This is a genomic window from Pseudomonas sp. GD03842, from assembly GCF_029841165.1.
In the GTDB taxonomy this organism is placed as follows: domain Bacteria; phylum Pseudomonadota; class Gammaproteobacteria; order Pseudomonadales; family Pseudomonadaceae; genus Aquipseudomonas.
This window is the reverse complement of record NZ_JAOCEA010000005.1, coordinates 82,060-106,485: the sequence shown is the minus strand read 5'-3', so window position 1 is coordinate 106,485 and position 24,426 is coordinate 82,060. Positions and strand designations below refer to the sequence as shown.

The 24,426-nt window shown below is 59.6% G+C and carries 21 protein-coding genes; 4 read left to right on the top strand and 17 right to left on the bottom strand.

Translation table 11 applies throughout. The features are described 5' to 3' along the window. Positions 1-460 precede the first annotated feature (460 nt). From N5D61_RS09185 to N5D61_RS09170, 4 genes are all read right to left on the bottom strand, one after another. Positions 461-1,468 carry a hypothetical protein gene (locus N5D61_RS09185; protein WP_279892207.1) on the bottom strand — a complete coding sequence of 336 codons (1,008 nt, stop codon included), beginning with the start codon at positions 1,466-1,468 and terminating at the stop codon, positions 461-463. A 286-nt stretch (positions 1,469-1,754) separates the two neighbouring features. After that, complete coding sequence (locus N5D61_RS09180; RefSeq protein WP_279892206.1) at positions 1,755-2,117, bottom strand: type II toxin-antitoxin system PemK/MazF family toxin; 363 nt, start codon at positions 2,115-2,117, stop codon at positions 1,755-1,757. Then, the gene (locus N5D61_RS09175) at positions 2,117-2,407 is read right to left on the bottom strand and encodes an AbrB/MazE/SpoVT family DNA-binding domain-containing protein (RefSeq protein ID WP_256601576.1); all 291 of its coding nucleotides are present in this window, start codon (positions 2,405-2,407) and stop codon (positions 2,117-2,119) included. The genes N5D61_RS09180 and N5D61_RS09175 overlap by 1 nt, the downstream gene beginning before the upstream one ends. 141 nt (positions 2,408-2,548) lie before the next feature. Beyond that, positions 2,549-3,244 carry an amino acid racemase gene (locus tag N5D61_RS09170; RefSeq protein ID WP_279892205.1) on the bottom strand — a complete coding sequence of 232 codons (696 nt, stop codon included), beginning with the start codon at positions 3,242-3,244 and terminating at the stop codon, positions 2,549-2,551. A gap of 164 nt (positions 3,245-3,408) precedes the next feature. Here N5D61_RS09170 and trxC point away from each other — a divergent pair, with 164 nt between their 5' ends. Beyond that, positions 3,409-3,843: a thioredoxin TrxC gene (gene trxC, locus N5D61_RS09165; RefSeq protein WP_279892204.1), complete on the top strand. Its 435-nt coding sequence runs from the start codon at positions 3,409-3,411 to the stop codon at positions 3,841-3,843. A gap of 181 nt (positions 3,844-4,024) precedes the next feature. After that, positions 4,025-4,423, top strand: coding sequence for a PAAR domain-containing protein (locus tag N5D61_RS09160; RefSeq protein ID WP_279892203.1), 399 nt, complete (start codon positions 4,025-4,027; stop codon positions 4,421-4,423). A 25-nt stretch (positions 4,424-4,448) separates the two neighbouring features. Here N5D61_RS09160 and N5D61_RS09155 read toward each other — a convergent pair whose 3' ends face one another. After that, positions 4,449-5,228 (bottom strand): ParA family protein, encoded by a 780-nt coding sequence (locus tag N5D61_RS09155; RefSeq protein ID WP_279892202.1) that lies wholly within the window; start codon positions 5,226-5,228, stop codon positions 4,449-4,451. 286 nt (positions 5,229-5,514) lie between these two features. Here N5D61_RS09155 and N5D61_RS09150 point away from each other — a divergent pair, with 286 nt between their 5' ends. After that, a complete protein-coding gene (locus N5D61_RS09150; RefSeq protein WP_279892201.1) occupies positions 5,515-6,003 on the top strand; it encodes a hypothetical protein in 489 nt (162 codons plus the stop codon). A 30-nt stretch (positions 6,004-6,033) separates the two neighbouring features. Here the strand turns inward: N5D61_RS09150 and N5D61_RS09145 are convergent, their stop codons facing one another. Then, complete coding sequence (locus N5D61_RS09145; RefSeq protein WP_108237403.1) at positions 6,034-6,924, bottom strand: LysR family transcriptional regulator; 891 nt, start codon at positions 6,922-6,924, stop codon at positions 6,034-6,036. Between the two features lie 145 nt (positions 6,925-7,069). Between N5D61_RS09145 and N5D61_RS09140 the strand changes: the two genes are divergently transcribed. Next, a complete protein-coding gene (locus N5D61_RS09140; RefSeq protein WP_279892415.1) occupies positions 7,070-8,299 on the top strand; it encodes an MFS transporter in 1,230 nt (409 codons plus the stop codon). A gap of 70 nt (positions 8,300-8,369) precedes the next feature. On the opposite strand, the gene hemE is transcribed toward N5D61_RS09140, so the two are convergent. From hemE to N5D61_RS09085, 11 genes are all read right to left on the bottom strand, one after another. After that, positions 8,370-9,434 carry a uroporphyrinogen decarboxylase gene (gene hemE / locus N5D61_RS09135; RefSeq protein WP_279892200.1) on the bottom strand — a complete coding sequence of 355 codons (1,065 nt, stop codon included), beginning with the start codon at positions 9,432-9,434 and terminating at the stop codon, positions 8,370-8,372. Positions 9,435-9,603: 169 nt separating this feature from the next. Beyond that, positions 9,604-11,022: an FAD-dependent oxidoreductase gene (locus N5D61_RS09130; RefSeq protein WP_108237406.1), complete on the bottom strand. Its 1,419-nt coding sequence runs from the start codon at positions 11,020-11,022 to the stop codon at positions 9,604-9,606. A gap of 115 nt (positions 11,023-11,137) precedes the next feature. Beyond that, the gene (gene gltB / locus N5D61_RS09125; RefSeq protein WP_279892199.1) at positions 11,138-15,583 is read right to left on the bottom strand and encodes a glutamate synthase large subunit; all 4,446 of its coding nucleotides are present in this window, start codon (positions 15,581-15,583) and stop codon (positions 11,138-11,140) included. Positions 15,584-15,942: 359 nt separating this feature from the next. Next, positions 15,943-17,562, bottom strand: a complete 1,620-nt coding sequence (locus N5D61_RS09120; protein ID WP_279892198.1) for an AAA family ATPase — start codon at positions 17,560-17,562, stop codon at positions 15,943-15,945. A gap of 10 nt (positions 17,563-17,572) precedes the next feature. Then, positions 17,573-18,676, bottom strand: a complete 1,104-nt coding sequence (gene aroB / locus N5D61_RS09115; protein ID WP_279892197.1) for a 3-dehydroquinate synthase — start codon at positions 18,674-18,676, stop codon at positions 17,573-17,575. 126 nt (positions 18,677-18,802) lie between these two features. Further along, positions 18,803-19,321, bottom strand: coding sequence for a shikimate kinase AroK (gene aroK / locus N5D61_RS09110; RefSeq protein WP_279892196.1), 519 nt, complete (start codon positions 19,319-19,321; stop codon positions 18,803-18,805). Between the two features lie 4 nt (positions 19,322-19,325). After that, the gene (gene pilQ / locus N5D61_RS09105) at positions 19,326-21,416 is read right to left on the bottom strand and encodes a type IV pilus secretin PilQ (protein ID WP_279892195.1); all 2,091 of its coding nucleotides are present in this window, start codon (positions 21,414-21,416) and stop codon (positions 19,326-19,328) included. A gap of 53 nt (positions 21,417-21,469) precedes the next feature. Continuing rightward, positions 21,470-21,997: a type 4a pilus biogenesis lipoprotein PilP gene (gene pilP / locus N5D61_RS09100; RefSeq protein ID WP_279892194.1), complete on the bottom strand. Its 528-nt coding sequence runs from the start codon at positions 21,995-21,997 to the stop codon at positions 21,470-21,472. Further along, entirely contained in the window at positions 21,994-22,641 is a 648-nt protein-coding gene (pilO, locus tag N5D61_RS09095) for a type 4a pilus biogenesis protein PilO (protein WP_108237412.1), read from the bottom strand. Before pilO ends, pilP begins: the two co-directional genes overlap by 4 nt. After that, positions 22,638-23,219 (bottom strand): PilN domain-containing protein, encoded by a 582-nt coding sequence (locus N5D61_RS09090; protein WP_279892192.1) that lies wholly within the window; start codon positions 23,217-23,219, stop codon positions 22,638-22,640. Before N5D61_RS09090 ends, pilO begins: the two co-directional genes overlap by 4 nt. Further along, complete coding sequence (locus N5D61_RS09085; protein WP_108237414.1) at positions 23,219-24,283, bottom strand: pilus assembly protein PilM; 1,065 nt, start codon at positions 24,281-24,283, stop codon at positions 23,219-23,221. The genes N5D61_RS09090 and N5D61_RS09085 overlap by 1 nt, the downstream gene beginning before the upstream one ends. Positions 24,284-24,426: the final 143 nt, after the last annotated feature.

Genomic DNA, 24,426 nt, shown 5'->3' with positions numbered 1-24,426 from the left:
AGATAGCTGGTCGTGAAACGACATGACTTGCTTCCCGACTTGTATGTCACCATCGCGTAGGTGATGGGCGAGGAGCCTGTAGCCCTTACAACGTAGGTCTCGGTACCACCTGCCGGCACATCGGATGGCTTCGGCGATGCATTCGCATACGTCGTTCTTTCGTTCTGACTACTGCCAGGTTGGTAACTCACAGGCTCTGCCAAGTTGTTAATGAGGTTAACGGTAACTTGCGGGGTTGCCACCGCCACACCAGTCGACAGCATAGCAATCGCAACTATAGAACATTTAATCGTCTTAACATTTTTCATCTTGATCATCCTTTTGTCAGATCCGAAAAAAGCTAATCAGACATAGATAATCGCGACAACTATCCGAACGAATAGTCCTTTTGGAACATAACACCATCGCCGCCAATCCATTAAGACCTGTAATCAATTCACTCTTACATTGATACCTATCACTACCCAATGATTGGTTTTGAGTTGTTGGCTACTTCACCTTCAGCTGTTGCTTTAGTCGATGTGGCTGCCGACGCGGTGGGCTGAGTCGCTCCAACTGTCTGCACCGGCTTCGCCGCCCTGGCCGCAGCCACGTCCTTCTGCGCCCAGCGCTCATTCCACGACACCGGCGTCGGCGACGTTCTGGGGGTGAATTTCTTTTTGAGGACGGGGCTGTTCGGGTCGGTCTTGCTTTTGGTGGGTTCAACGACGCCCGCAATCACGTCGAACAGCGTCAGTTTGCGGTCGCCGCCCTGACGCTGAACGAGGCCGGGCATGCTCGGCGAGGGCAGGGTTCGCTCCCCTTTGATGCGCGACTCAAGGATCGCCTGGGCATCTTTGGGGTAATCCACGGCCCTTTCGATAGCAGGCAGCGATTTGAAATAACTCAAGGCCTCGTTGTAGAACCTGGTCGCCTTGCCAGTGCGGATCTGCTCGATCTGGCCCTGCGGGATCGCGACTTTGCGCCAGGCTTCATCCATCTTCTGCACACCCTGCCACGCCGCACGTCGCTCGTTGAGGGTGAACGAACCGCTGTCGTCGTAGGCGATCAGATTCAGTTGCTCGCGGGACAATTTCTCGAACGGGCTTATGGCGCTTTTGTCCCCTGCGAGGGTGCGCGCGACGTAAGCAGAAGCCGCACGTGCACGGTCCAGCAATTCCGGATCAGTGGTATTCGGCACTTCCATCGCTCGGGTGCCGCTGTTGGCCTCGGGGGTTTCCTGGGTGAAATCCTTGATTCGGTTGCGCCCATATTGGCCCAGTGCTTCATGGGTCATCCCCGCATCCCGCTTGGCGGCGCGGGCAGCGCTTTCATTCAACTGGCTGGCCAGTGTGGAAAAGCTCGCCTTGTCGGTGGCCGTCCTGTGCGTTTCATCCACAGCAGGTTGATCAGCCTTTTCCGCCGAGACAGGCGCGGGTGTCTTGGACGGAAGGATGGCAACAACGGCAGCCTGAAGGTGATTGATCATCGGCTAACTCCCTGACAATGAATGAAAGGGGCCAATGCGAGTTATGCGGAACGAAACAGCCCCTGACGCGGGAAGCTAATCGGGGGAGCACGCCAGAGCTAGCTGTGCGAATGAGGTGTTCTTTCGGATAAAAGCGTCGAAAGGAAAGCCTCTGGAGCAGTGTATACCGGCGTATCAATACCGCTGCTCAGGGAATGTCCAGCGTCTTCAAATGCCCCGACATCGACGCAGAAACATCAAGCCGCGTTGCACAACGTGATGAGAAACACATTCCGTTTGTTAACAGCTAGTCCGTTAAATCAATAACGCTTAGCACCCTGGAGACGATTTCATTGACAGTAACCTTGTCCAACGTCTCGACAAACCTCGCAGATCCAGTGCGAACACGCTGCTCAAGGTCAAAGCTACGCACTTGATTACACACCGCAACACCGCTGGTCTCGTGTGCTGAAATGACCACACAGAGCCCGGACTGCCGCGCGAAATCACCGCCACTGGTCACTGGGACAGTCATGCAGATACCTAGCGCGTTGATTTGCTGAGCAGTGATGACTACGAATCGATGCCGATCTTTCATCTCCCTCCCCGCCACTGGATTGGGGTCTACCCAATACACATCGCCCTGGCAGGGTGCCTTGCGACGAACCATCAGGTGATCTCCCGCCCGACAGAGTCACCCTCTCGAGCCCAAGCTGTTTCGTTGTTCAATTCAGCAACGAATTCAGCCCCTTTTAACAGCTCGGTTACCGAATATCGCTTGCGGATGAGCGGCGGTACAGGCTTGGCGACCAACTCCCCCGCCTCAACGCTCAACTCGACCTCAGATCCAATGTGCAGATCCAGCAACTTCAAAAAAGCAGGGGGGATCGTCATCACCGCCGCGCCGCCCTGACGGCGGATAGTCGAGTTCATTGTCATCGTTTTTATCTTGTCGGCCATGGTGGATACCTTGTCTATCAGTGCTACAAAAGTAGCACCACGCTCAACCGTTTACGACCTGCGACAAGACACACGTAGCCTATTCAGCTTGCCTCGCCTATTCAATCCGAAGACACAGCCAGCTCTGTGGGAATTCGCCGATCAACTCCCCAACAACCACCCCAACCCCATCGCCACATGCTCTTCGGTACTGTCAACCAGCGGCAGGGGGCTTTCCACGTTCTCCAGCAGCAGGCCGATTTCTGTACAGCCAAGTATTGCGGCCTGAGCGCCTTGATCACGAAGTTGCTCAAGCACACCGAGGTAAAAATCCCGAGCCGGTTGATGGAACTGGCCCAGGCAAAGCTCGGCGAAGATCACGCGGTCGATTTCACTCATGGCATCGGCCGTGGGCAACATGACGTCGATGTCGAAGCGCTCGGCCAGGCGGCGTTTGTAGAAGTCTTCCTGCATGGTGAAGCGGGTGCCAAGTAGCGCCGCACGAGCCACCTGTTTGTCGCGCAGCGCGTGCCCGACAGCGTCGCCGATGTGCAGCAGCGGAATGTCGACAGCCGCCTCGATGGCCCCCGCGACTTTGTGCATGGTATTTGTGGCCAGCAGAATGGCTCCGGCGCCAGCGCGCTCAAGGCCTCGGGCGGCATCGGCCAGTTGCTCGCCTGCCAGATCCCACTGTCCGGATTTCTGCAGGGCGGCGATGCCCGCGAAGTCCACGGAGTGCAGCAACAGCGGCGCCGAATGCAGGCCGCCCAGTTGGTTGCGCACGCCTTCGTTGAGCCATTTGTAATACGTGGCTGTGGATTCCCAGCTCATTCCGCCCAAAACACCGAGGGTTTTCATATTGTTCTCCGGCTGACAGTCGTCTGCGCAGGCTAGAGGCAAAGGCTAGGACAGGCCAGTGACAGAAGCGCGACAAGCGGGCGGTACAGTCTTCGATCCATCGCTTGATAAACCTGTTTGACGGCTCCATTTATCAGTCATTGGCCTAATTTCAGGTGATCCTCATGTCTGACCCTCTTCATATCCCCTGCCCCCACTGCAACGGCCTCAACCGCATCCCCGCCGATCGCCTGGCCGACCATCCCAAATGCGGGCGCTGCAAACAGCCGGTGCTGCTGAGCACACCGTTCAACCTCACCCAAGGCGACTACGCCAGCCAGATCAAGGGCGACCTGCCGCTGCTAGTGGATGTCTGGGCGGACTGGTGCGGGCCGTGCAAATCATTTGCGCCGACGTTCGAGCAGGCAGCGGCTCAACTGAGCGGGCGTGTGCGTTTGGCGAAGCTGGACAGCGAGGCCAATCAGCAGCTTTCGGCGCAACTGGGCATCCGGTCGATTCCGAGCCTGATTCTGTTCAAGAATGGCCGCGAAGTGGCCCGCCAGAGCGGTGCCATGCCTTTGCCGCAATTGACCGCTTGGCTCAAGAGCCAGGGACTCTGACGCCTCATACGCTCCGGCATGCCGCTGTCGTGAGGTTGAGTGACCAGCGTCGTCTGCTGAGCCGCAGCCGTTCTCCGCATATCCGGTAGGACCTGTCCGAACGTGCGCTTGCGCGCTCCAGACTCAGCATTGGCCGCCTAAGGTTAAGCCACTTCCACGGTTTACCAGAGGGCGGTACACGATGACGGCAGCGATCAGGGAAGGTGACGTCACCACCACGGGTGGCAGGGTTTTGCAAACGTCCGGTACGCAGGTATGGAGAGAGCGTCGGCTGGCCCGCATGGGTGATCCAGTGTGGTGCGGGGCGTGCGGGACCGTCGGGTTCATCGCCCAAGGCAACCCGACGTTCATCGATGAAGTGTTGGCCGTTGCCACCGAAGGGCAGGCGGTACGTTGTGGTTGCCCGGAAGGAGAGCACCGGCTGATCGCCAGTCAGGATCAACTGAGGGCCGACATGCAGGCCACCATCGAGATCCCCAAGGATCAGGCCAGAAAAGCACGCAAACGGGCGAAGAAAATCGCCGCGCTTCTGAACAGTGATCGGCCTCCAACTGCGGCGGCTCCATCCGATACGGCGTGAAAACACGGGCGCCGGGAGTCACCGGTTACTGGGCCGCGTTGGCCTCCAACAAATGATGCAACTCGACAAACTGCTGGCTCAGTTTGTGCCGCGCATCGAGATGAATCAGGGGCAGGCTCGCTTGATGGGACTCGCGCATTTTCACCGAGCTGTTGAGGTACACCGGCAAGACGGGCAACCCCTCGGCAATCAACTCGTCGAGGATTTGCTGCGGCAGGCTCGCCCGCGACTGGAACTGGTTGACGATAATGCCTTCCACCTCCAGGTCCTCATTGTGATCGTCTTTCAGCTCTTCGATCTCTTTAAGCAGACCGTACAGGGCCTGACGAGAAAAGCTGTCGCAGTCAAAGGGAATCAAGACTCGATCTGCCGCGATCAACGCTGAAACGGCATAGAAATTCAACGCAGGCGGGGTATCGAGGTAGATTCGCTCATAATCCTCACCCAACTCGTCGAGCAACTTTCGCAGCTTGTTGATCTTGTGCTTGGCCTCAAGTTTCGGCTGCAAGTCCGCCAGTTCGCCGGTCGCGGTCACGAGGTGCAGGTTGTCGAACGGCGTTTCATAAATGTCGACCTGGTTCTTTTTGGCGAACGGCCCGGAAGACAGGGATTGCTTGAAGAACTCGGCAATGCCCATGGGAATCTCGTCACCGGTCAGGCCCGTAAGGTACTGCGTCGAGTTGGCCTGAGCGTCGAGGTCGATCAAGAGGGTCCGGTAACCCTCATTGGCACTGACGGCCGCCAGATTGCACGCGATGCTCGATTTGCCAACGCCGCCTTTTTGATTGAACACCACACGCCGCATGTCATTACTCCCTGTCGCAGTCTTGTCTCGCTGGCCGGTACGCGCCCTGATGAATGGCCCGAGTCTAGGCAAATCAGGTGACAACGGCGAGTGCTTCGACCATTCGAGACGAAGGAAACTGACGAAGACTACTGAGCCACGTGAATTATCCGACTTACAAATTGCTACATGTCTTACTCATCAGGATAATGCCTCCCACCCCGCCAGGCTCGATGCCGGTAACGCAAACGCGGAGAGTCAGCGCCGTCGCGAGGCTCCACAGACGTCAATCTTAAGGTGGCATCCCATGATTCGTGCTCTTTTGCTGCTTTGCGTCGTGCTGTTGAGTGCTTGCACCAGCCACGCGCCGCTACCGGCACAAATTCCGCACATCAAATTTCCGAAGCAGTTGCACGTCCAGCGTGAGCAAGGCGGTCTGCGCCAGGACTGGCTAGTGACAGCGCACAAGGAGCGCCACGGCCTGAGGTGGTCGTTGACCGATCCATCCGGCACCCTGCTTGCGCGAGAGCAAATGTACGAAGAGGCCTGGACGCCGGACAGCTCGCTGCCGCCGAACCCGGAAGCCAGAGAGCTGTTCGCCGCTGTGCTGTTCGCCCTGACCTCCAATGAGGAAGCCCGTTTCGACTATCCCGGCGTCGTATTGCTGCCTCACGCGCGCACACTGGAAGATCGCTGGCGCGTCGATTACGCCTCCGAAGGGATCTTTCGCATCACGCTGGAAAGCGGCGAACTGACCTATATCGTCAGCCCGGTCGGTGGCAAGGCCTCAAAATAATCGAGGGACACCGTATGGATGAACGGTCACTCACCCCGCCTTGCGCGTCACCAGTTCCACAAATGCCTTGGCCATGGGTGACTTCTGATCCTTGCGTTGCACCAGCCACACCGCCGATGTCGCCTCGTCATCGAGCAACGTGCGATACACCACGCCATCGATACGCATGCGTTGATAGGACGCAGGCAGTACCGTCACCCCCAACCCCGCCGCCACCAGACCGATGATCGTCATTGCCTCACCGGCCTCCTGCGCGAACAAGGGGCTGAACCCCGCAGCACGCGCCAGGTCAAGCAATTGGGCGTACAACCCGCTGCCGTAACTGCGAGGAAAGAACACGAACGGCTCGCTCGCCAGTGAGTTGAGATACATCCCCTGCTCGCTGCCTTCGGCCAGTGGGTGATCCGAGCGCAGCACCGCCACCAATGGCTCGCGCAATAACTCCACTGCAACCAACGAGTCCGGTAACGGCAAGGGCCGCATGATGCCAACCTGCATCGACTCTTCTTCCAGCCGTTCCGCCACCTCTCGACTGCTCATTTCCTGCAGCGCGAGATGCACGGCCGGGTAGCGTTGGCGGAAGGCGAAGATCGCCTGCGGGATGCTCGAAGTGAACGGTGCCGACGCCGTGAAACCGATCTTCAGTTCACCCAGTTCCCCCAACTGCGCGCGTCGCGCCACATCCGAGGCTTTCTCGACCTGCGCGAGCACCAGCCGCGCTTCATCGAGGAACAGTCGTCCCGCTTCACTCAATTCCACCCGTCGGTTGGTACGCTCGAACAGGCGCGCGCCCAGTTCCTGTTCGAGGGCCTGAATCTGCTGGCTGAGCGGCGGCTGTGAAATGCCCAGGGCCTCGGCAGCCCGTCCAAAATGCAGCTCTTCGGCAACTGCAATGAAATAGCGCAAATGACGTAATTCCAAGGGTACACCATTGAGTCGTTAAACCTATCAATTAGGTCGAACAATATATTGGAAGGAATCGTTAGCGAGCTATATGCTTTTTCCATTGCCATGCTGCTTTTTCTTGAGGTTAATCGTGAATACTGCTGCATCCCCCGCGCCCGACATGATTGAAGCCGCGATTCCGCTGGGTGATACTTACATCGAAAAAAACACCCCTGCCTTCATTCGCACCGTACTGGCTCTCTTCTCCGGTGGTTTCGCCACGTTCGCCCTGCTCTACTGCGTTCAGCCGATGATGCCGCTCCTGTCGCATGAGTTCTCGATCAACGCTGCGCAGAGCAGCCTGATTTTGTCGGTCTCCACCGCGACGCTCGCCATTGGCTTGCTGATCACCGGGCCGATTTCCGATCGCCTGGGACGCAAGTCGGTGATGGTGTTCGCGCTGTTTTCCGCAGCTTTTTTCACCCTGGCCAGCGCGGTGATGCCGAGTTGGGAAGGTGTGCTCGTGACCCGGGCGCTGGTTGGCCTTTCCTTGAGCGGCCTGGCGGCCGTCGGAATGACCTACCTCAGTGAAGAAATCCACCCTCAGCATATTGGCCTGGCCATGGGGCTTTACATCGGGGGCAACGCCATTGGGGGAATGAGCGGGCGCTTGATCACCGGGGTCTTGAGTGACTTCGTAAGCTGGCACACTTCGCTGCTGATCATGGGCCTGGTCGCTCTGGGCGCTGCCGGCCTGTTCTGGAAATTCCTGCCGCCCTCCCGCAATTTCCGCTCAAGTCCGCTCAACGCTCGCAACCTGTTGGACGGGTTTGTCATGCAATTCCGTGACGCAGGGCTGCCGTGGCTCTTCCTGGAAGGCTTTCTGCTGATGGGCGCCTTTGTGACCCTGTTCAACTACATTGGCTATCGCTTGCTGGCAGACCCTTACAACCTGAGCCAGGCCGTGGTGGGGCTGTTCTCGGTGGTTTACCTGTCGGGTATCTACAGCTCCGCCAAAATTGGCGCACTGGCCGACAAACTGGGACGCCGCCGAGTGTTGTGGGCCGTCATCGGGTTGATGCTTGCAGGTTTGCTGCTGACCTTGTTTACCCCGCTGCCCATTGTGATCGTCGGTGTGCTGATGTTCACGTTCGGCTTCTTTGGCGCCCACTCGGTGGCCAGCAGTTGGATTGGTCGTCGCGCCATCAAAGCCAAAGGCCAGGCTTCGTCGTTGTACCTGTTCAGCTACTACGTGGGTTCCAGCGTCGCGGGGACGGGCGGCGGGGTGTTCTGGCACTACGGCGGCTGGAACGGGATCGGGTTGTTCATTGGCATCCTGCTGCTGGTGGCCCTGGTCGCTGCCCTGAAGTTAGCGAAACTGCCGCCTTTGCCAGCCAATGCCCCAGTCTGACGGCGCAGGCGTCTTCAAATGAAAACGCCCGGAACTCATGCCGGGCGTTTTCACATCGAAGCGTGGGCGCTTAGGGGTGGTACTGCGCCGACAACTCATGCACGGCGTTGATGAACGCGCCGGCGTTGGCCGGATCGACTTCCGGTGTGATGCCATGGCCAAGGTTGAATACATGGCCGGTGCCGCTGCCATAGCTCTTGAGGATATGGGCGACTTCCTGGCGAATGGCCTCTGGATGGGCGTAGAGCACCGTGGGGTCCATGTTGCCTTGAAGGGCGACTTTGCTACCAACGCGGCGGCGGGCCTCGCCGATGTCGCACGTCCAATCCAGCCCCAGCGCATCGGCGCCTGCATCGGCGATGCTTTCCAGCCACAGACCACCGCCCTTGGTAAACAGAATCACCGGAACTTTGCGGCCCTCATGTTCGCGGATCAGGCCGCTGACGATCTTGCGCATGTAAGCCAACGAGAATTCCTGATACGCGGCGGCCGAGAGACTCCCGCCCCAACTGTCGAAAATCTGTACGGCCTGCGCACCGGCGAGGATCTGCCCGTTCAAATACGCCGTGACTGATTGAGCGAGCTTGTCCAGCAGCAAGTGCATGGCTTGCGGGTTGTCGTAGAGCATGGCCTTGCACTTGCGGAAGTCCTTTGATGAGCCGCCTTCGACCATGTAGGTCGCCAGGGTCCACGGGCTGCCAGAGAAACCAATCAAGGGCACACGGCCATTGAGTTCACGGCGAATGGTGCTGACTGCGTCCATGACGTAGCCCAGGTCCTTCTGCGCATCGGGTATGGGCAGAGCTTCGATATCGGCCACGGTGGTAACAGTCTTTTTGAAGCGCGGGCCTTCACCGGTTTCGAAATACAGCCCCAGGCCCATGGCATCAGGCACGGTGAGGATGTCGGAGAAAAGAATCGCCGCGTCCAGTGGGTAACGCTCAAGCGGCTGCAGGGTGACTTCACAGGCGAACGCCGGGTTCATGCACAGACTCATGAAATCCCCGGCCTTGGCGCGGCTGGCGCGGTATTCCGGGAGATAACGGCCTGCCTGCCGCATCATCCACACCGGGGTGACGTCGACGGGTTGCTTGAGCAGTGCACGCAGGAAACGGTCGTTCTTCAGGGCAGTCATGGCAGGATCCGGAAAAAAAGTGCGGGCATTTTCTCAGACACCAACGCAAAAGGCACGGTCAGTACCGTGCCTTTTGTCTATGGGGGCGATTTGTCGCAGCGTTGACACGCCTTCTATGTAGCAACACGGCTTATGCTGGCAAGCCCTGCTGCTACAGGGCGCGTGTCGCTTAGACGCCCAGGTAATCCAGAATCCCTTCAGCTGCGTTACGGCCTTCGAAGATTGCGGTCACCACCAGGTCAGAACCACGCACCATATCGCCACCGGCGAAGATCTTCGGGTTGCTGGTCTGATGCTTGAACTTGCCCTGCTCCGGGGCGATGACCCGGCCCTGGCTATCCATCTCGATCCCGTGCGCTTCGAACCAGGGCGCAGGGCTTGGACGGAAGCCGAACGCGATGACCACGGCGTCCGCCGGAATGATTTCCTCGGAGCCCGGAATCGGCTCAGGGCTGCGGCGACCGCGCGCATCCGGCTCGCCCAGTCGGGTCTCGACGACCTTCACGCCCTCGACCTTGTCCTCGCCCACGATGGCGATCGGCTGGCGGTTGTAGAGGAATTTCACGCCTTCTTCCTTGGCGTTTTTCACTTCCTTGCGCGAGCCCGGCATGTTTTCTTCGTCGCGGCGGTAAGCGCAGGTCACCGCCTTGGCACCCTGGCGGATCGAGGTGCGGTTGCAATCCATCGCAGTGTCGCCGCCACCCAGCACCACGACCTTCTTGCCTTTCATGTCGACGAACTCTTCCGGCGACTTTTCGAAGCCCAGGTTGCGGTTGACGTTAGCGATCAGAAAGTCCAGCGCGTCGTGCACCCCTGGCAAGTCTTCGCCTGGGAAACCGCCCTTCATGTAGGTGTAGGTACCCATCCCCATGAAGACAGCATCGTACTCAGCCAGCAACTGCTCGACGGTGATGTCCTTGCCGACTTCGGTATTGAGGCGGAATTCGATGCCCATGCCGGTGAACACTTCACGGCGGTTGCTGAGCACGGTTTTTTCGAGCTTGAACTCGGGAATACCGAAAGTCAGCAGACCGCCGATTTCCGGGTTCTTGTCGAACACCACTGGGGTGACCCCACCGCGCACCAGCACATCCGCGCATCCCAGGCCCGCGGGCCCTGCGCCGATGATCGCCACGCGCTTACCGGTTGGCACCACCCGGGACATGTCCGGGCGCCAGCCCATGGCGAAGGCGGTGTCGGTGATGTATTTCTCGACAGAGCCGATGGTCACGGCCCCGAAACCGTCATTCAGGGTGCATGCGCCTTCACACAGGCGATCCTGGGGGCACACACGGCCGCAGACTTCCGGCAGGGTGTTGGTCTGGTGGGACAGCTCCGCAGCCGCGAGGATGTTGCCCTCGGACACCAGTTTCAGCCAGTTGGGAATGAAGTTATGCACAGGGCATTTCCATTCACAGTATGGGTTGCCACAACCCAGGCAGCGGTGGGCCTGATCAGCCGACTGCTGGGGTTTGAAAGGCTCGTAGATTTCCACGAACTCTTTCTTGCGTTGACGCAGCAGTTTCTTCTTCGGATCTTTGCGCCCGACATCGATGAACTGGAAGTCGTTACTCAGACGTTCAGCCATTTGGAGCCTCTTCGCGGCAGCTTCGAGCGACACGCTTCAAGCTGCAAGAAAATCAAATTCGGTTTTGCACACGACGCTGCAAGCTTTGTGCTCAAAGCTTGCAGCGGTGGCTGCGTTATTGCGGGTTAGCGCGGGTGCTGGACAACAGCGACTTCAGGTTCGCGGCTTTTGGCTTCACCAGCCAGAAGCGGCGCAGGTAGTCATCCAGGTTTTCCCAGAGATTACGACCCCATTCGCTGTCGGTTTCCTTCACGTATTCCGCAAGCACGCTTTCCAGATGGCTGCGATAGGCTTCCATCGCTTCACCACTGATGCGCTGGATTTCAACCAGTTCGTGGTTGACCCGGTCAACGAAGGTGTTGTCCTGATCAAGCACGTAGGCGAAACCACCGGTCATGCCGGAACCGAAGTTGTAGCCGGTCTTGCCCAGTACGCAGACAAAACCGCCGGTCATGTACTCGCAGCAGTGATCGCCGGTGCCCTCTACCACGGCATGGGCGCCGGAGTTACGCACACCGAAACGCTCACCGGCAGTACCCGCAGCAAAAAGCTTGCCGCCAGTGGCCCCATACAGGCAGGTGTTACCGACAATGGCGCTGTCCTGGGTTTTGAACGGGCTGCCTTTCGGCGGCACGATCACCAGTTTGCCGGCGGTCATGCCCTTGCCGACGTAGTCGTTGGCGTCGCCCTCCAGGTACATGTTCAGGCCACCGGCGTTCCAGACGCCAAAGCTCTGACCGGCCGTGCCCTTGAAGCGGAAGGTCACTGGCGCATCTTTCATGCCTTGGTTGCCGTGCAGCTTGGCGATCTCACCGGAGACCCGTGCGCCGATGGAGCGGTCGCAGTTGCAGATGTCCAATTCGTACTCGCCGCCGCTCTTCGACGCGATGGCCGCCTTGGCCATCTCGACCATTTGCTCGGCCAGCAGGCCTTGGTCGAATGGCGGGTTGCGGTCAACGCTGCAGAACTGCGGCTTGTCGGCCGGGACATGATCGCTGCCCAACAGCGGGGTCAGGTCCAGGTGCTGCTGCTTCTCGGTTTCACCGGGCAGAATGTCCAGCAAATCGGTACGCCCGATCAGCTCTTCCAGCGAGCGAACACCGAGTTTGGCCAACCATTCGCGCGTCTCTTCAGCCACATAGGTGAAGAAGTTGATCACCATGTCGACGGTGCCGATGTAGTGATCCTTGCGCAGCTTGTCGTTCTGGGTCGCCACGCCCGTGGCGCAGTTGTTCAGGTGGCAGATACGCAGGTATTTGCAGCCCAGCGCGATCATCGGTGCGGTGCCGAAGCCGAAGCTCTCGGCTCCCAGGATGGCAGCCTTGATCACGTCCAGACCGGTTTTCAGGCCACCGTCGGTCTGCACACGGACCTTGCCGCGCAGGTCGTTGCCGCGCAGGGTCTGGTGGGTTTCGGCCAGGCCGATTTCCCACGGCGCGCCCGCGTATTTGATCGACGACAATGGCGATGCACCGGTACCGCCGTCATAGCCGGAAATGGTGATCAGGTCCGCATAGGCCTTGGCCACACCGGCAGCAATGGTGCCGACGCCCGCTTCGGCCACCAGCTTGACCGACACCAGCGCCGATGGGTTGACCTGTTTGAGGTCGAAAATCAGCTGCGACAGGTCTTCGATCGAGTAAATGTCGTGGTGCGGTGGAGGCGAAATGAGCGTCACACCCGGTACTGCGTAACGCAGCTTAGCGATCAGGCCGTTGACCTTGCCGCCCGGCAATTGACCGCCTTCGCCCGGTTTGGCGCCTTGAGCGACCTTGATCTGCAACACGTCGGCGTTGACCAGGTACTCAGGGGTCACGCCGAAACGACCGGTCGCGATCTGCTTGATCTTGGAACTGCGGATGGTGCCGTAGCGCGACGGATCTTCACCGCCCTCGCCCGAGTTGGAGCGCGCGCCCAGGCGGTTCATCGCCTCGGCCAGCGCTTCGTGGGCCTCCGGCGACAGCGCCCCCAGGGAAATACCCGCCGAGTCGAAACGCTTGAGGATCGCTTCCAGTGGCTCGACTTCGTCGAGGCTCATCGGCGTGTCCAGTTGTTTGACTTTGAACAGGTCACGAATCATCGACACCGGACGGTTGTCCACCAGCGCGGTGTATTCCTTGAACTTGGCATAGTCGCCCTGTTGCACGGCGGCTTGCAGCGTGGCGACCACATCCGGGTTGTACGCGTGGTACTCGCCGCCGTAGACGAACTTCAGAAGACCGCCTTGCTGGATCGGCTTGCGCGGGCTCCAGGCTTCGGCAGCCAACGCTTTCTGCTCGGCTTCGATGTCGACGAAACGTGCACCCTTGATACGGCTCGGTACGCCACGGAAGCTCAGCTCGCAGACCTCTTCCGACAGCCCGATGGCTTCGAACAATTGCGCGCCACGGTACGAGCCGATGGTGGAGATGCCCATTTTCGACAGAATCTTGAGCAAGCCCTTGGTGATGCCTTTGCGGTAGTTCTTGAAGACTTCATAGAGGTCCCCAAGCACTTCACCGGTGCGGATCAGGTCGCCCAGCACTTCGTAAGCCAGGAACGGATAAACCGCCGAAGCGCCGAAGCCAATCAGAACGGCAAAATGGTGTGGATCGCGGGCGGTAGCGGTTTCCACCAGAATGTTGCTGTCGCACCGCAGACCTTTTTCGGTCAGGCGGTGGTGCACCGCACCTGTTGCCAGAGAGGCATGAATGGGCAGCTTGCCCGGCGCGATATGGCGGTCGCTCAGCACGATCTGGGTACGCCCGGCGCGCACGGCTTCTTCGGCCTGATCGGCGATATTGCGCACGGCCGCTTCCAGGCCAACGCCCTCGTCGTAGTTCAGGTCGATGACTTGGCGATCGAAACCTTCACGCTCGAGGTTCATCAGCGCGCGCCACTTGGCAGGCGAAATGATCGGCGAGCTGAGGATGACACGCGATGCGTGCTCCGGCGATTCCTGGAAAATGTTGCGCTCGGCCCCGAGGCAGACTTCCAGCGACATGACGATGGCTTCACGCAGCGGGTCGATCGGCGGGTTGGTGACCTGCGCGAATTGCTGGCGGAAATAATCGTAAGGCGTGCGGACACGACGCGACAGCACGGCCATCGGCGTGTCGTCACCCATCGAACCGACCGCTTCCTGCCCTTGCTCGCCCAGCGGACGCAGCACCTGATCACGCTCCTCGAACGTGACCTGGAACATCTTCATGTACTGCTTGAGCTGATCCTGGTTATAGAACGCCGAACCATGGTCGTGGTCTTCCAGCGTCGCCTGAATACGCAGGGCGTGCTTGCGCAGCCACTGCTTGTAAGGGTGGCGCGACTTCAAACGGCTGTCGATGGCGTCGGTGTCGAGGATCTGGCCGGTTTCAGTGTCCACGGCAAAGATCTGACCCGGGCCGACGCGGCCCTTGGCGATGACGTCTTCCGGGGTGTAATTCCAAACGCCGATTTCCGACGCTAGCGTGATGTAACCGTTCTTGGTGGTGACCCAGCGCGCCGGCCGCAAACCGTTACGGTCGAGCAGGCAAACGGCGTGGCGACCTTCGGTCATCACGATACCGGCCGGGCCGTCCCACGGCTCCATGTGCATGGAGTTGAATTCATAGAACGCACGCAGATCCGGGTCCATGGTCTCGACGTTCTGCCACGCTGGCGGCACCAGCATGCGCACGCCACGGAACAGGTCGATACCGCCGGTCACCATCAACTCCAGCATGTTGTCCATGCTCGAAGAGTCGGACCCCACGCGGTTGACCAGCGGGCCCAGCTCGTCCAGCACCATCAAGTCGTTGGCGAACTTGGTGCGACGAGCCTGCGCCCAGTTGCGGTTACCGGTAATGGTGTTGATCTCGCCGTTGTGGGCGAGGAAACGGAATGGCTGGGCCAGCGGCCATTTCGGCAGGGTGTTGGTCGAGAAACGCTGGTGGAACACGCAGATTGCGGTCTGCAGACGTTCGTCGCCCAGGTCCGGATAGAATGCCGTGAGGTCACGCGGCATCATCAGACCTTTATAAATGATGGTCTTGTGGGAGAAGCTGCAGATGTAGTGATCGGTGTCGGCGGCGTTGGACACGGACGAGCGACGACGGGCGCAGAACAGTTTGATGGCGAATTCCTGATCGCTCAGCCCCTCACCGCCAATGAACACCTGCTCGATCTTCGGCAGGCGCTCCAGCGCCAGACGGCCGAGGACGCTGGTGTCGATGGGCACCTGGCGCCAACCGATGAGGGTCAGGCCCTCGGCGAGGATTTCGCGGTTCATGTTCTCGCGGGCGGCTTCAGCCTTGGCGTCATCCTGGTTGAGAAACACCATACCCACGCAGTATTGGCGCGGCAGTTCGACGTCGAAATGCTCACAGGCGACAGCCCGCAGAAAGGTGTCGGGTTTTTGCATCAACAGCCCGCAACCGTCACCGGTCTTGCCGTCGGCGTTGATCCCACCGCGATGGGTCATGCAGGTCAAGGCTTCAATAGCCGTTTGCAACAGATGATGACTGGGCTCGCCTTGCATATGGGCAATCAAGCCGAAACCGCAGTTATCCTTGAACTCTTCTGGTTGGTACAGACCTGCTTTCATAGACACATTCTCACCAGGCTGCCTCTTGGCGAGGCAAATTTCTTTTCAATTCAACCATTTACCATCCACGCTGAACGCACGCCAGCTTTGCGGGAGCAAAAGGGAGGTCATTGTACACACCGACACAAGGCCTCACAAATTTTGCGACGAAACGTCGAAAATTCATGTCGCATTTATGAAAGGTTTTACAGCGATTCTCGTGGTAGTCAGCGCGTATTTTGCGAGTCTGACCAAAGAGAGTCCGAAGTTCAATGGGTGCCTGAGACGCAGACACCGCAAGGCGCGCTGCTCATAGGCAGCGCGCTCATGCGTGATTTTCGGAGTGCCAAGCGAACGGTCCGGGTAGGACTGCTACAACATCAGCGAGCGGCGGCGAGTTCCTGTTGGATGCTGCCGACTGTGCGAGGCCAAGGTTTACCAGCCTGAACCTTCGCTGGCAAGACCTTGATAGCGGCGAGCGCCGCGTTGCGATCAGCGAAACTGCCGTAAGTGACGACATACAGCGGCTTGCCTTGCAGCGTTTTCTTGAAATAACGGTACTCGGCACCCTGCTCTTTCACGTAGTTCTGGGCCGTGGCTTCAGAACTGGTGCCGAGGATCTGCACGACGTAGTGGGCTGGAGACTGACCTGCGTACCACCCGCTGCCCGAAGCGCCTGCGGTCGCGGCTGGCTTGGCTGCTGGGGCCGGAGCCGGTTTGGCTGTGGCGACCTGAGTCGGCGCGGGCGCAGGTTTGGCGGCGGGGGCTGGGGCCGGTTTAGGCGCAGCCGGGGCTGGCGTAGGACGTGGCGCGGGTGCCTGGGCTTGCGCCATCGAAGGTGCCGGGCTGGCGGTCGCACCGGCGGGCGGCGCGGTGGTGGTGACAGTCGGCGGCTGCAAGGACTGGTTGGCAGCCGGACCGCCATCCTCGCCATCGCCCTCGCCGGAGCCCGCCGCCTCAGCCAGTGGACCGCGCATTACGGGCTGTGAATTACCGACCAACGGCAACGGCATCGGCTGCGAGTTTCCGGCGAACTCAATTGCCGGGCCACCATTGTTCGATTGTTGCGCAGGTGCCTGGCCTTGCCCCAACGGCAGTTGAGCCTGGGAATTGGCGGGGGCCGTCGGTGCCGTACCACGGCCCGGAATCAATACGGCTGCCAGTACCGCGGCAACCACCACGCCACCCAAAGCCAACACATGTTTCTTAGGCATTTTAAACCCCATACTTGGACGCTTGACCGCAGAGCGGCTGGCGATCATGGCTTCGATCATCGAGTCGCGCGCGACCTGGTTGATCGCGCCCGGCCATCCATTGGATTGCTCATGAATATCGGCGATCTGCTCGGCACTGAACAGCTCGATGCCTTGCCCCGCGCCTTCCAGGCGCTGCGCCAGATACTCACGGGTTTCTTCTTCGGTGTAGGGCGCCAGTTCGATGACGTGGAAGCGCTCTTCCTCCGCGCCGCTCTCCGCGCACAATTGGTCCAGACGATCGATGATCGAAGCCTCGCCGAACAGGAAGACATGCGGACGCCCCTCCGGGGTGCCTGCTGCCAATCCCAACAACGCTTCGAGTGCCGATTCGCCCAGTTGTTCGGCGTCGTCCACCAATACATAGACTTCCTGGCCAGTCAGGGCCAGTTGCACGACCTGCGAGAGGATCGCGCGCATCTCGGGCTGATCGACGTTGAGGGCCTGTGCGACCTGACGCAGCACGCCAGACGCATCACCCGCGCCACGGGCCGATACCACGACACTCTGCACCGACTGCTTGTTGGTACTCGCGACCAGCGCCTGACGTAGCAGGGTCTTGCCGCTGCCATGGGGGCCTGTCACCAACAACAGTAACTGGCTGTAACGGGCCAGATGGTGCAACTGGCCCAACACAGGCTTGCGCTGGGCAGGGAAGAACTTGAAGCCGGGGACCCGCGTGGCAAAAGGGTCATGACTCAATTGGTAATGACCTAGGAAGGCCTCATCGGCGTGCAAACTAGTCATGGACTTATCATTAACCTCCAAGCTGATCCACCAAGGCGCGGTAGTCCGCAGCCAGGGTGGCCTGTAATACTTCTTTCGGATATTCGTCAGTCACCACGGCTTCACCCATGCGACGCAACAACACCAGCCGCAGACGACCGTCGATCACCTTCTTGTCCACTGCCATGTGCGTGAGGAAGTCATCAGGCGTCATTTCCTCAGGCGGGACCACCGGCAGGCCCGCCCGCTGGAACAGACGGATGGCGCGATTGCGGTCTGGCTCGCTGATCCAGCCCAGGCGCGCCGACATTTCCAGGGCCATGACCGTACCAGCAGCCACGGCTTCCCCATGCAGCCAGACGCCATACCCCATGTGTGTCTCGATGGCATGGCCGAAGGTGTGCCCCAGGTTCAGTGTCGCGCGCACACCGGACTCCCGCTCATCGGCACCGACCACGGCCGCCTTGGCGGCGCAGGACCGCTCGATGGCCGTGGTCAGGGTGGCCTGATCCAGTGCGCGAAGCTTGTCCATATTCTCTTCGAGCCACGTCAGGAAAGGCTCGTCACAAATCAGACCGTATTTGATCACCTCGGCCAGCCCCGCCGACAGCTCGCGTTCAGGCAAGGTGCTCAGGGAGGTCGTATCGATCAACACGGCTTTGGGCTGATAGAACGCCCCGACCATGTTCTTGCCGAGCGGGTGGTTGATGCCCGTCTTGCCGCCCACGGAAGAATCGACCTGGGACAGCAATGTGGTGGGAATCTGGATGAACTCGACGCCGCGTTGATAGCAGGCTGCTGCGAAACCGGCCATATCGCCGATGACCCCGCCGCCCAGCGCAATCACGGTGGTGCGACGGTCATGACGCGCCGTCAGCAGAGCGTCGAAGATCAATTGGAGGGTTTCCCAGTTCTTGAACGCTTCACCGTCGGGAAGCACGATGGGCAGCACGTTGTAACCGGACAGTGTCTGGGTCAGGCGCTCGATGTACAGCGGGGCAATGGTGCTGTTGGAAACGATCGCCACCTGCTTGCCGACGATGTACGGCGTCAGCAGCTCGGGCCGGTCCAGCAGGCCTTCGCCAATGTGAATCGGGTAGCTCCGTTCGCCGAGCTCGACCTTGAGTGTCTGCATTTGTCCCCACACTGTTCTGACAATTGGATGCCTGTCCGACGAAACGTCGATACGGACGGTGGCGCTGGGCCATCTGGCGACCCCGCTTTTTATGGTCGCCGAGGATAGCGCATTTCTGCCTGGGCTTTAACGGGGAGGAAGTTCGGCAAGCAGGGCAAGGATGTCGTGAACGACCATTCTGGGAGGCCGTTCATCGGTTTCGATGATGACATCGGCGATCTCACGGTAGAGCGGATCGCGAATGGCCAGCAGATCACGCAGTACGCGAGCGGGATCGGCGGTTCGCAAGAGCGGCCGATTGCGGTCGCGAGAGGTGCGCCCCACTTGCTGTTCGACCGAGGCATGCAAATAGATTACCCGCCCGCCCGCGTGCAGGGCTCGACGGTTTTCCTCGCGCATGACTGCGCCGCCACCGGTCGCAAGCACTACGCCATCGTAGGCGCAGAGCTCGGCGATCATAGCCGCTTCGCGGTCGCGGAAGCCGGATTCACCTTCCTTGTCGAAGATCCACGGGATGTTGGCGCCCGTGCGTTGCTCGATTTCCTTGTCGGAATCCTTGAACGGCAACCGCAGCTCTTTGGCCAGCAAACGGCCGATGGTGCTTTTGCCAGCCCCCATCGGCCCTACAAGTATTAAATTTCGCACAGAATCAACGACTCACAGCAATCGCCTGGTTGTTCATGATACGCGGAGTGAGGAACACCAGCAGCTCGGATTTCGATTCCGTGACCACATCCCGCCGGAAAAGGCGGCCAACATACGGCACATCGCCCAGATAAGGCACCTTGTCGACGACTTTATTTTGCGTGTTGGAGAACACGCCACCGATCACGATCGTCTCGCCATCGGAAACCAGCACCTTGGCGTTGACCTCGTTCTTCTTGATGGGCGGCACACCCAACACGGTATTGACGTAGTCAGGCTCGTCCTTCGTGACCTTCACTTCCATGATGATGCGGTTGTCAGGCGTGATCTGCGGGGTCACTTCCAGCGAAAGGGAGGCTTCCTTGAACGACACCGAGGTCGCGCCGCTGGAGCTCGCTTCCTGATAAGGCACCTCGGTACCCTTGAGGATCTTGGCGGTCTCCTTGTCGGAAGTGACGACCTTGGGCTGCGACACCACCTCGCCGTTGCCGGTTTTTTCCATCGCGGTCAGTTCAAGATCGAGGATGGTGTTATTGGTCAGGAAGCCCAGCCCGATGGACGAGGTGGGATCGCTCACGCCCAGATCGACATACGGGCCGTTGGTATTGCCCACGCCTGTCACCGTTCCGCTGCCGCCAGCGGTGAAGTTCCCGCTGGTGCGAGAGCCACCCCAACGCACACCCAATGACTTGTCGTAATCGACGTTGGCCTCGACGATGCGCGCTTCGATCATGACCTGGCGCACCGGGATGTCCAGTTGGGAGACGATTCTTCGCAGTTCGTCGAGGCGATCCTGGGTCTGGTAGGCGATGATGTTGTTGGTGCGTTCATCGACGGTAATCGAGCCACGCTCCTGCTCCTTGGATTCGGCGCTGGTCACCGACTGGAACAGCTTGGCGATATCGGCCGCCTTGGCGTAATTCACTTGAAGCAGCTCACGACGCAACGGAGCAAGCTCGGAAATCTGCTTCAACGACTCCAGTTCCTGCCGCTCACGCGCGGCGATCTCGTCCGCCGGGGCCACCAGCAGCACGTTACCCACCTTACGCTTGTCCAGCCCTTTGGTTTTCAGCACCAAGTCCAGCGCCTGATCCCATGGCACGTTCTGCAGACGCAAGGTGATGCCGCCCTGGACCGTGTCGCTGGCCACAAGATTGAGGTTGGTGAAATCGGCAATCAGTTGCAGCACCGAGCGCACGTCGATGTCCTGAAAGTTCAGCGACAGCTTTTCGCCTGTGTAGACCAGTTTGTCGGCATTGCGACGCGCGACGTCTTCGTTGGTCAGCGGGCGCACGCTGATGGTCAGCTTATTGTCCGTCTGGTAGGCCGAGTAGTCGAACGCACCGGAGGGCTCGATGGAAATACTGGTCTTATTGCCCGTGACGCTGGAGTTGACGAACTGCACAGGGGTCGCAAAATCCTTCACGTCGAGGCGCACCCGCAGAGGGTCGGGCAACTGGGTGTTGGCGAACTCGACACGGATCTTGCCGCCCTGCTCTTGAATGTCCGGCGCGATGGTCGGGTCGCTCAGCTCGATGACGACATTGCCCTCGCCCAGTTCACCGCGCTGAAAATCCACATTACGCACCGACCTTGGGCCAGGCGCATAGCTGCGCGCGGCTGGCTTGGGCTGGATGCCATTCGCCACCGCCGGCGGAACGCTTACGCGAGGCGCGCCCTGAGCAGTACTCGGCTGGGAACCCTGCGCAGCCGAGGCCCCCTGGCCCACGACCACGAACAGATTGTTGCCATCGACGCGGGAGCTATAGGGCGCAAGCGTGGTGAGGTTGATGATCACGCGGGTGCGATCCTTGGCCTCGACCACCACGACGCTGCGCGCATTCCCAGTGCCCAGGTCACGGCTCTTGGTGCCCAACTGGCTGGTGACCCCCGGCAAATCCAGCGCAATCCGCGCCGGCTGCTCGGTGGTATATCCCCGAGGAGCCGCCACGGGCCCGTCGAAAGACAACTTCAATTCGACTCGATCTCCCGGCAGAGCGGCCACATCGAGTGTCTTGAGGTTGGCCGCCTGGACAATCGGTGACAGCATCGCCATCCATAGCGATACGCCGATGATCGAAAGAATCCTGGTCATGTTCACATTCCACCACTGTGCAGATTCAAAGGTGCTTCGCTTGCTGTTCGTCTTCATGAGCGTTCTTTCAGGGAAATGCTGCGTGGCCGCTCAAGCCAGGCTCCCTCTCCATCGGGCACGATTTCAATGACCTGCACTGCCGAGTCGGTGATCGAGACGATCCGGCCATCGTTGCGCCCTAGATAATCCCCCACCTTGACCCGATGGACCCCGCCCGCACCTCGCAAGAGCGCGAACATACCGGATTCGTTGCTCAGCGTACCGACCATTTCGAAGCTGTCGATGTTAAAGCCTTCCAGGAATTGCTTGACCCGGGTCGGATCCGGCTGAACCAGGTGCGACCCTTTCTGGCGGTTGACCAGATCGACCTTGATGGGCGGCTGGAACGGGCTGCGAAGGCTCGCCGCAGCGTAGGTAAAGGCTTCATAAGGCCGAAACTTCGGCATCGGTTCAATGGTGCCAGTCGGGCGCGCCCTGACCTCGGCCATGAACTGCTTCAGGTCGTCGAATTCGCTGGAATTGTCACAACCGACAAGGGCCATCATCGCGATGCCCATGCACATCCACTGCACGGCCCTCATTTCGCCTGTCCTTTATTGTCAGCGGCCTGAAGCCCCTTGTCGTTATAGCGATAGGTCTTGGCGAGAATGCTCATGCGCAGCTTTCCAGGGGACTTGGCGTCCACCGGTTTGATGTCGAAATCGTGGAGTGTGACGATCCGTGGCAGGCTGGCGACCCCACTGACGAAGGTGGCCAAATCGTGATAACCGCCGGTAACGGTAATCTGAATCGGCAGCTCGATGTAGAACTGCTGGGCGGCTTCTGGCAACAGCTTGATCTCTTCGAACTCCAGCCCACTGCCCAACCCGGTACGGGTGATGTCCTCCAGCAAGCCGGGAACCTCGGTGTCACTGGGCAACTGACGCAGCAGAGCGCCGAAGGTGTTTTCCATCTCCACCATTTGCGCCTTGTAGGCCGGCAGGTTCGCCGCTTGGTAGGCCTTGTTCGAAAACTGCTCCTTCAGCGCACTTTCGTCATTGCGCGCCTGATCCAGTTGCGTTTGCATGTCCTGAATATAGAAAAAGTACCCCCCGGCCAATACAAGCACCAACAGCAGGGCGCCGACGATGGTCTTGGCGGCGGCGGGCCAGGCGCCGAGGTTATTGATATCCAGATCGTTGATGTCGATCTTGCGCAGGCTGTCCAGCCATTCGTTGACATTCATGGCTTGGCCCCTTTGACCACAGGCTCGATCGCCGGCTGAGTCTGACGCACGGTCAACTGAAACGAGTTCGACTGGTCGGCAGAACCCGCCGTGCTATTGGCCTTCACTTCGGTCAGGCTCGGGGATTCAAGCCAATCCGACGCGTCAAGATTACGCAGCAGGTCCGACACGCGATTGTTGGACTCGGCGGCGCCGGAAATACTGATCAGATTGTCCGTCATCTTCACTTCGTTGAAATACACACCGTCTGGCAGCGTGCGGGCCAGTTGGTCGAAAATCCTGCCGATGATCGGTCGATTGCCCTGCAGGTCCTGAATGATCTTCATACGCTCCAGCAACTGCTTGCGCCGTGCCTTGAGCTCGCTGATTTCCTTGATTCGGGCGTCGAGCTGCACGATTTCAGTCTTGATGAACTGGTTGCGCGCATTTTGATGAGCAATGGCGCTGCTCAGGTATTGATCGGCGAGAAAGATCGTGCCGACACCGGCGACCAGTACACCGGCCAGGGCCAGCAAGAAACGCTTCTTGCGTTCTTCGCGCAGCTGTTCCCGCCACGGGAGTAAGTTGATCCGTGCCATCAGTCGAAGCTCCTCAACGCCAGACCGCAGGCGATCATCAAGGCAGGGGCGTCACTGGCGAGCGCACCGGCATTGACCTTGGCACTCAGCGCCATGTCGGCGAAGGGGTTCGCGACCATCGTGGGGGTTCCGAGGCGTTCCTGGATCAAGCGGTCGAGCCCGGCGATAGAGGCCGTGCCGCCCGCCAGCATGATGTAGTCGACGCGGTTGTATTGGCCGGCGGCGAAGAAAAATTGGAGAGAGCGCGATACCTGCTGAACCACGGCATCCTTGAACGGCTGCAGCACTTCGAGGGTGTAATCGTCCGGCAGTCCGCCCTGTTTCTTCGCAAGGCCGGCTTCCCCCTGGGAGAGGCCGTAGCGGCGCTGGATTTCCTCGGTCAATTGACGCCCGCCGAATAACTGCTCGCGGGTATAGATGATGCGGCCATGGTGCAGCACGCTGAGGGTCGTCATGGTGGCACCGATGTCGACCACCGCAACGGTCAACTGGTCGTGCCCCTGCCCCAACTGCGCAGACAACAGGCCGAACGAGCGCTCCAGAGCGTAGGCCTCGACATCCACGACTCGCGCGGTAAGGTTGGCCAGCGCGAGGGCCGCTTCGCGGACCTCGACGTTTTCTTTGCGACAAGCCGCGAGCAGGACCTCGACACGCTCGGGATTGCGCGCCGAATAGCCTTGAACCTCGAAATCGATGGCCACCTCTTCCAGTGGATAGGGAATGTACTGGTCGGCTTCGATCTTGAGCTGGTTTTCCATCTCGTCGTCGGAAAGGCCTGCGTCCATCTCGATGGTCTTGGTGATAACCGCGGAACCCGCCACCGCGACCGCCGCAATTTTGACGTTGGTCTTGGCCTTGACCAGCACTCGCGTCAACGCATTGCCGACGCCCTCGAGCTCGGCAATGTTCTTTTCGACCACTGCGTTAGGTGGCAGCGGCTCGACCGCGTAAGACTCGACCTTGTAACGGGTGCCGGAACGACTCAATTCAAGGAGCTTTACCGAGGTGGAGCTTATATCGATCCCTAGAAGGGTATTGGCCTTCTTACTGAAGAGTTCGAACACAACCGATTCCCTATGCGTTTCCGTCACTTACGGATATTTTTTTGTCCAACACCACAGCCGACAGCCTTGACAGTAGCGCAAATAACGCTCGACGACGAAAAATGCTTATAATGCCGAGCGTTTTTTTCGTGTAGCAAAGCTTC